The organism is Olivibacter domesticus (genome assembly GCF_900109575.1).
Lineage (GTDB): Bacteria > Bacteroidota > Bacteroidia > Sphingobacteriales > Sphingobacteriaceae > Olivibacter > Olivibacter domesticus.
This window is the reverse complement of the sequence record NZ_FOAF01000021.1, coordinates 1-8,187: the sequence shown is the minus strand read 5'-3', so window position 1 is coordinate 8,187 and position 8,187 is coordinate 1. Positions and strand designations below refer to the sequence as shown.

7 protein-coding genes are annotated in these 8,187 nt (G+C 34.1%); 5 read left to right on the top strand and 2 right to left on the bottom strand.

What is annotated here, in order from left to right; translation table 11 throughout:
* Positions 1-251 precede the first annotated feature (251 nt).
* Positions 252-2,162 carry an acyltransferase family protein gene (locus tag BMY50_RS27855; protein ID WP_093333152.1) on the bottom strand — a complete coding sequence of 637 codons (1,911 nt, stop codon included), beginning with the start codon at positions 2,160-2,162 and terminating at the stop codon, positions 252-254.
* A 548-nt stretch (positions 2,163-2,710) separates the two neighbouring features.
* Between BMY50_RS27855 and BMY50_RS27850 the strand changes: the two genes are divergently transcribed.
* Complete coding sequence (locus BMY50_RS27850; RefSeq protein ID WP_093333150.1) at positions 2,711-3,187, top strand: VanZ family protein; 477 nt, start codon at positions 2,711-2,713, stop codon at positions 3,185-3,187.
* Positions 3,188-3,586: 399 nt separating this feature from the next.
* Here BMY50_RS27850 and BMY50_RS27840 read toward each other — a convergent pair whose 3' ends face one another.
* Entirely contained in the window at positions 3,587-4,717 is a 1,131-nt protein-coding gene (locus tag BMY50_RS27840) for a DUF418 domain-containing protein (protein WP_093333146.1), read from the bottom strand.
* 309 nt (positions 4,718-5,026) lie between these two features.
* Here BMY50_RS27840 and BMY50_RS27835 point away from each other — a divergent pair, with 309 nt between their 5' ends.
* From BMY50_RS27835 to BMY50_RS28650, 4 genes are all read left to right on the top strand, one after another.
* The gene (locus BMY50_RS27835) at positions 5,027-5,761 is read left to right on the top strand and encodes a tyrosine-protein phosphatase (RefSeq protein ID WP_139202352.1); all 735 of its coding nucleotides are present in this window, start codon (positions 5,027-5,029) and stop codon (positions 5,759-5,761) included.
* 216 nt (positions 5,762-5,977) lie between these two features.
* Positions 5,978-6,895 (top strand): nucleotidyltransferase family protein, encoded by a 918-nt coding sequence (locus tag BMY50_RS27830; RefSeq protein WP_202907958.1) that lies wholly within the window; start codon positions 5,978-5,980, stop codon positions 6,893-6,895.
* Positions 6,896-6,920: 25 nt separating this feature from the next.
* Positions 6,921-8,015 carry a mannose-1-phosphate guanylyltransferase gene (locus BMY50_RS27825; protein ID WP_093333137.1) on the top strand — a complete coding sequence of 365 codons (1,095 nt, stop codon included), beginning with the start codon at positions 6,921-6,923 and terminating at the stop codon, positions 8,013-8,015.
* Between the two features lie 53 nt (positions 8,016-8,068).
* Positions 8,069-8,187, top strand: a 119-nt coding sequence (locus BMY50_RS28650) for a hypothetical protein (RefSeq protein ID WP_139202351.1), incomplete at its 3' end; no start/stop codon positions are given.

The following is an 8,187-nucleotide window of genomic DNA, read 5'->3' as shown; positions in this document are numbered from 1 at the left end:
GGGCGCAATCTGTTGGATAAAGCTAAACTGGAAGCTATCGGCTTTCAGGTGAATGCCATTGGAAGCTAATTTTTATTATTATATGAAATCTTACAAGACCACTTCCAATCTGGAAGTGGTCTTTTTATTGGAATATATTGAGGCCTCAATAATTAATAGCGTATAAAGCTACGTTAGAGCTCAGATAAATGGTGTTTAATGTTTTAATATGCGTGGGCAACGGTAGCTAAGTTGACAGATTTTCCGACAACTTATAAAGTATTCTTAGTAACCGTATCGAATGCTCGAGTATTAATGTGATTTCCCTGATAGTGCTGATCAAGAAATCTTTTCATTGGTTTTTGAGATATAATTTCGCCAACAGTTAAATCTGCCCCATATTTGGTGAAATGGTTTTCATCTGACATATAGGGAGTTAAGTCTTTCGATAGGTGTTTAATAGATTTAGAATTATAGATATCTATATATAAATCTTTGAATTCTTTTTTGAGTACTTCGTTTAAAAGATGCGAATCTTTATTAAAATAATTTGTCCATAACGACTCACTATGCTCATACTCTAAAGCAGCAATAGAGGCATAAGGCATGGTGTATGTTTCATTTTGTCCGATTATCACTACTTTAATCTTCAATTTATGAAGGTAATCGATAGTAGTTCTTAAATCAGATATTAACTGCTCTTTATTGTTGATCTTTTCTAACCAATTTCCACTAATAATGACACCGCTGATAAGATCTGCGTTAGTTTTTATGTAGTCGCGATAGATATAGTTAATAATCTCCACACACTCAGCTCTGCCGTTCGCATTAATTAGCGGTAGACATCCGCTAGCTGAAGCTTGATTCAAATGAATGCCTTCTTTTTCGAAATGTTCTCGTAATGATTGAGATAAATGTGCAGCATGACTATCGCCAATCAATAAAATATTTTGGCGATTAGCTTGCAGTTGCAAACAACTTTCTTTATCTAAAGTTTTTCCTTCAGAGGTCGTTGAGATAAAACAACAACCAGAGCTAAATTGCTTTTTACGCTCATCAAGATGATTCTTGGTATAGTTGGAAATTTGGATGGTTTGTGGTTTAAATATAAACTCATTGAAACTATAGTATGAAAGAATAAAGGTTGAAGTACAAATCGCTATCACTGTTACAATAACGTATTTGCTCGATTGAAAGCGTATAGATTCAACATAAGTGAACGATAGATATGCCAGCGAGAAGGAGATAATTAATAATATTACTGTGGAAGTAAAACCAGCAGACATACCAAGATAATTGGCAGTGACAAAAACGGGCCAATGCCAAAGATATAGTGAATAGGATATCTTGCCTGTGAATTGGACCACAGGATGTTGCAGTAGAATAAAATCATTTTGGTTAGCGAGAATAATTAAAAACGTAGCTAAAACTGGGACTAAAGTATATGCGCCTGGCCAGCTTAAATCTGTTGTTAAGAGAAGAAGGCTCAGAAAAAGTACCAAATAACCTAAATATGCTATGCCTTTTTTGAATTTCTTCAAGTGGCCTTCAGCAAGATAAGCAATTCCTCCAACAATCATTTCCCAAGATCTAGTTGGTAGTAAATAAAAAGATGCTGTTGGTTTTGTTTGGGTAAAATAACAAGTAATCACAAATGTAATGGAGGTACTTATTATAAAGAAGAATAAGTAATGTTTTTTTTCGAATTTAAAGACCTTTTTTAGCAACACTAAAATGATTGGAAGTATCAAGTAGAATTGCCATTCAACAGATAATGACCAGGTATGCAATAATGGATTTAGTTCCGAGGAAGGATCAAAGTAACCGCTACTTTGCCAGTAAAGTATATTAGAAACAAATAATAGACTGGCAGTTGCATTTTTAGAAACATATTGATAATCCCCGGGAAGCAGAATGAAAAAGTCAACAATTAACAGTGTTATAATCATACATAGCAAAGCAGGAATAATGCGTTTAACCCTTTTGCCATAGAAATCTCTAAATGAAAACGTATTTTTCAAGATTGCCTCTATGACAATTTTGGTCATTAGATAACCAGAAATGACATAGAAGATATCAACTCCCGAAAAACCTCCCTCAAAATAAGGAACTTTAAAATGGAATAATATTACTCCTATAACAGCTAAAGCTCTTAAGGCGTTAATGTCGTATCTAAATTTCATTTTTTTAAATTTTGGATTGTGTATTAAGTGTATAATCTTGATTACAAAATGTGCTTAATTAAATACTAAATTGCGAGGATTTGAGGTGCGGCATAAAAGGATAAGAGAATTGATGAATCGTTTTTAATAATCGATCAATATGCCCATATAACCAAATATGTGCTCTTTTACGTATAAATGTGGATAATTTTCGACTGAGAAGTTCTTTTTTCATTTTATACTAGTACAGGAATATTTTTTTCAATTTACTCTAAATAAAAAATAAAAACCAGCACAATATATTTTGTGATAATTTGTTTAAAGAAGTAATCGATATGTGGATGTAAAAATATTTAGACCATAGCATATGATGAAATTTTAGAAAAATATTATTTACATTTAAGTAATTCCCGGTTGGTTTTATAAGTTTATCTGTTATTTTAGAGGTGGATATTAGTAGGATAAAGGCAATGGTTAACACCTTTATCATAATAAGATAAAGAACGAAGCGTTTTTGCCTTCAATATTGGTTTTTATACTTTATAGCTGCCTGGTTTTAGGAAATATGGATGATGTTAAAGAAGAAAATAGCGCAAAAATTAACTATGTGGTTTTGGATATGTAGTTGTCCTCCATACCTTATTACCCTATTTTATGTAGTTTTCTTTTCTGGGCGCAGGCCGAGTCCGAGTTTAAGTTCTCACTCAATAAGGCCACGTCTAGAACCATTTACATTAAAATGGTACCTATATACGCATGGACAGAACGTAAGCAGTGTTTATTTGGACGTTGTGGGTAATGTGTTTATGTTCGTGCCATTTGCGTTGTTTTTATACATCGTCTTTGGCGTTCGCAGATTTGATTTTATATTGTTTTTTGGCTTCTTATTTAGCTTGGCAATTGAAGTAACGCAGTATATCACGGGGGTAGGTTTTCCTGATATCGATGACGTTATTTTTAATACTTTTGGAGTGCTATTAGGTGTAATAATAATAAAAGGGGTTCGTCAAACAATAACGATTGCAGATATACACAAAAATTCGTAGTTCGTACACGGTTTTTCTTATGAAATTGTTTTTATGTAAATAAAGATGAGTAAATTTGTTCAATTAAATTTAGGTCTTGCTTTACGAGCTAGTAGATTAATGTTTAGTTACACTGTTATTAGTTGTTTCAATCTCAACAACCTTGGCGGGTAATTTATAATAAATCTCTCCCTCATCGTTAAGGAGGTTTAATACGTTAACTTGATCGGTGGCATCCTGCTCCGTAAGTTGAGTGTTGACTAGCGTCACTTTACCCCGGTGACGAGCGAATATGTTATATTTCATTTCTGAATAATCTTCACAGTGTAACTACAAATCTATGTAAATAGATCTTATATTACAATTTACATAATTAACACATATTTACACATCATCAAATGTTTTTCTGTCGATGTACTTTTATAACGGCGATTTTATTTGATCCGGTGTGTCACATAAAGACTTGTCTTTAACATATAAGTTTGTTACTCTATAAAGATCAGTGGCGCTTCGCCAAATCCATTCTAGCGGCCCTTGTTTGTGTTTTTTTAACCACCAAATTGAAAATAAGATCTGAAAGAAAAAGAAAGAATTCGCATATATAAATAATAGATATAAATCGCCGCCGTTAAAAAGAATAGATTTGAATAAAAACAATATGTAGAAAAAAATGGTCTGTAAAATATAATTGGTAAGGCCCATTCTGCCAACCACCTCTAAGCTTTGCCATAAGAGCTTTAAGTGAGGTAGATAAATATATGATAGACTTATGATGCTAATATATAAAAAGGAGAAACTTATATTTACTAAAGGTAAACTAAAAGACGGAATGCTAAATTGGTTATGTGCTATTTTAAGAATCAGTAAACTTATTAGCGAAAAAATAAAAAGCGATTTAAAATAAGCTGGATCTATTCTGCCAAGGGTGAAAATATTTTTTTTACCGGCCCATAAACCGAAGGTGAACAAACTTAGTATCATAAAAAAATGGCCAGAGGCAATTTGGTGTGTAAGTGTTTGGGATAAGCTAACTTTTTGAATTCTAAGTGTTGATAAAGAATCCTTTATATGTCCATCAAATTGTAAGAAAACACAACTAAAAATAAATAAACTAATTGAAATTGCCAAGAGTACTGGGGTAGCGATTTTTCTTATGGGAAGAAGTAATACACCGATGAAGGCATAAATTTGTAGAATGTCAAAGGGATAGAGTTGATTATGAATAAATCCAATAAAAAATAGAAGGCTTAATCGCCAGCAATATTTCAACACAAAAGGTTTGTTACGATTAATAGCATTTTGAAGTTGGATGGAAAAGCTGAGACCAAATAAGAGAGAGAAGATGAGATAAAATTTCCGTTCTATAAATAATTCAAGTAATTTCTTTAATTTATTATCCATGCCCGTCAGATCATTCGAGGTAATCTCTAATTCATATAAATATATAGAGCCAATATGTGCTAGAATGATGCCGTACAATGCAAATCCACGAAGGATATCGATCATATATATTCTCTCCGAAGAAGTGGTTTTTATTGAGGTTAACGTCATGGTAAGACAAAGGTAATTTATAAATACGATGTCCCGTTTAAGGAATCGCAACTGATAAAAAAATGGGTAATTTGCACATAGTTCTGGGAAGATTTAATAGTAGATCCTATAGTGCCTTTGTTGTTAATTAACGAACCATGGAACCCGTAATAAAATAAGCGGCACAATTATGGCTTTAGATTATGGTTTCTATAAAGAAACTAAACAATTATTACGATGGTATGAGAAATCTTATAACAACGAACGTATCTGTATATACAATGAATTTGATACAATAATGAATTGGCGGGTAAAAAGGGGAAAATAATAATGTTTAATTTATTTAAAAGGCAAGGGTTGACCGATTTACAGTGGATGAAGACCGATGTGCATTCCCACATCTTGCCAGGAATTGATGACGGTGTTAAGGATGTACAAACGAGCATCGAATTTATAAAAACTTTGAGGGAATTGGGTTTAAAACAGTTTATTCTAACCCCCCATATATACGATGAAGTATACCCGAATACTCCTCAAACAATAAATTTGGCACATGAAAACTTATATGCTGAAATGCAACTTTCTGGAATGGGAGACGTTTATACGCATTCTTCTGCAGAATATATGTTGGGGCAACATTTTGATTCTTTATTAACCCGGGGGGATCTTAGGCCTTTTCCTACAGATCACCTACTCATTGAAATGCCTTGGTCAACTGAACCATTTCAATTAGAACAGACTATACTGAAGATTGTGGAAGAAGGCTATGCTCCTATTATGGCTCATCCAGAAAGATATCATTTTTATTTCCATCAATTTAATGGATATGATAGGCTAAAAGATCTTGGTTGTATATTACAACTTAATCTATTATCGCCTACAGGGTATTATGGCAGGGATGTAACTCGGGCAGCCCAATATCTAATAAAAAATAATCTTTATGATTTAGTGGGTACGGATTTGCATCATGAGAGGCAGTTGGGGAAAATTATTAAGTACGTGAAAGATGGTAAGGCCCATAAAGATTTGCGACACCTAAATTTGCGGAATGAAGAGCTGTTTTGATTTTATGTAATTGTTATTCTTTTTATTATATTTTTAATCTTATCAAAAATAATACTCAAAAGTAGTTCATTTGTATACAATTTAAGTACACATCCCTTGCGGAAATCATTATTTATACGATCTTCATCCCTTGAAAATTTTAATACTGTATAGAGCAGGATATTTATTGTATACGAGTTAAAAATAAATTGCAAAATAATTTAAAAAAAGCATCTGATGAAGCCAACATTAGTAATTCTTGCAGCCGGAATGGCTAGCCGTTATGGCGGAAACAAACAAATTGACGGTTTTGGACCAAATAATGAGACGATCTTAGAATATTCTATTTATGATGCCATACGAGCAGGTTTCGGGAAAGTATGTTTTATTATTAGAGATGAGCACCAGGAAATTTTTGAGGAAAAATTTGCTAAACACATAAAAGATCAGATAGAAGTTGTATACGCTTTTCAAGGCCCTCAATTAGAAGAGTATGGTTTTAACGAGCATATGGATCGAGCTAAACCTTGGGGAACTGGACATGCTCTGTTGGCTGCAAGAAATGTAATTGGAGAAAACTTTTGTGTAATAAACGCAGATGATTTTTATAGCCTTACTGCCTTTAAGCAAATGGCTGAATTTTTATCGAATGAGGCTACTGACAAGCATTTTGCGCTTTTAGGATATACCATTGGTAAAACGCTATCTGATAGCGGGCCGGTAACTAGGGGGGTTTGTGCTGTATCAGATAATGGGAAGCTCGAAAGATTAGATGAACGTGCAAAGGTTTATCGAAATGCTGAAAGAATAATCGAATTCGTTCAAGCTGATGGAAAACCAGGGACCTTGCCTGAAAACGCACTGGTTTCTATGAATTTCTGGGGTTTTACTCCTGCAATTTTTTCTATGCTTGAACCTTTATTTAAAACTTTTGTTAAAGAAAATAAAGAAAACCCTAAAGCAGAGTTCCTTATTCCGGAAGCTGCTCAGCAGCTGTTACAGGAAGGTAAAGCTTCTTTCTCGGTACTTGCAATTGATGCGCCATGTTTTGGCGTTACTTATCAAGAAGATAAACCACTTGTTAGGGAAGAATTGGCAAACCTGGTAGCAGAAAAGGTGTACCCAGCTAATTTATGGAACGGGGTAACAGTTTAGCACTGTAAATTATTAGAACGATAGAATGAATAAAAATCATTATGTTATAATTATGGCAGGCGGGGTAGGGAGTCGCTTTTGGCCAGTGAGTAGAACATCTCTCCCTAAACAATTTATTGATGTATTGGGAACGGGAAAGACACTTATCCAAAATACTTACGATCGTTTTAAACAAATTGTTCCTGAAGAAAATATTTATGTACTAACGAATCATAAATATGTAACACTTGTGCAAGAGCAATTGGGAATAACTGATATGACAAGGATTATTGGAGAGCCGGCTATGCGTAATACTGCTCCCTGTATTGCTTACGCCTGTCATAAGTTGCATGCGCTAAATCAGCAGGCAACAATGGTTATAGCTCCTTCTGACCATTTAATACAAGATACGCATCAATTTTTAGAAGATGTAAAGCAGTCACTTGAGGCTGCGGAAAATAACAAGGCGCTCATCACGCTGGGAATAAAACCTTCGCGGCCGGATACAGGCTACGGATATATTCAAGCAGATAGTTTAACTTTGCCTAATTTTAATGCATTTCATAAGGTTAGCGCTTTCAAGGAAAAACCGGATGCAAAAACTGCACAGCAATATGTTGAAAGTGGGGAGTACCTGTGGAACGCAGGGATTTTTGTTTGGAATGTACAGACAATTTTAGGAGAATTGGAGAAATATGAAGAACAATTAAATGCTATATTTCTTTATGGAAAAGACAAATATAATACTGCTGAAGAAGAAGAGTTTTTACAACAATATTATCCTACTTGCAATAATATTTCCATAGATTATGCTATCATGGAGAAAAGCAATTTGGTTTATGTGCTACCTGTTGATTTTGGGTGGTCTGATTTAGGTACTTGGACCTCGGTTTATGGTCTTAGCCCACAAGATGGGGAAGGGAATGTTCTTATACCCGATGCAAATAATGTTATTTTATATAATAGTAGTAATTGCATGGTGAATGTACCGAGTTACAAAAAAGTGGTACTTAAAAATCTTCATAACTATATCGTAGTGGAAGCGAATGATACATTGCTGATCTGTCCTATCGACACTGAGCAAGAAGTGAAACAGGTAGTAGCGGATGCAGCGAAGCAGTTTGGAGAAAACTACATCTAATTTGGATTTTAATAAAACTTAAGTATTAATTTTTAACTATTTCAATAGAATAAATGACAATAAAGAAAATCTGCTGCATAGGAGCAGGCTACGTGGGTGGCCCTACGATGTCTGTAATAGCGAAACAGTGCCCTGATATCCAGGTAACGGTAGTTGACCTGAACGAATCGCG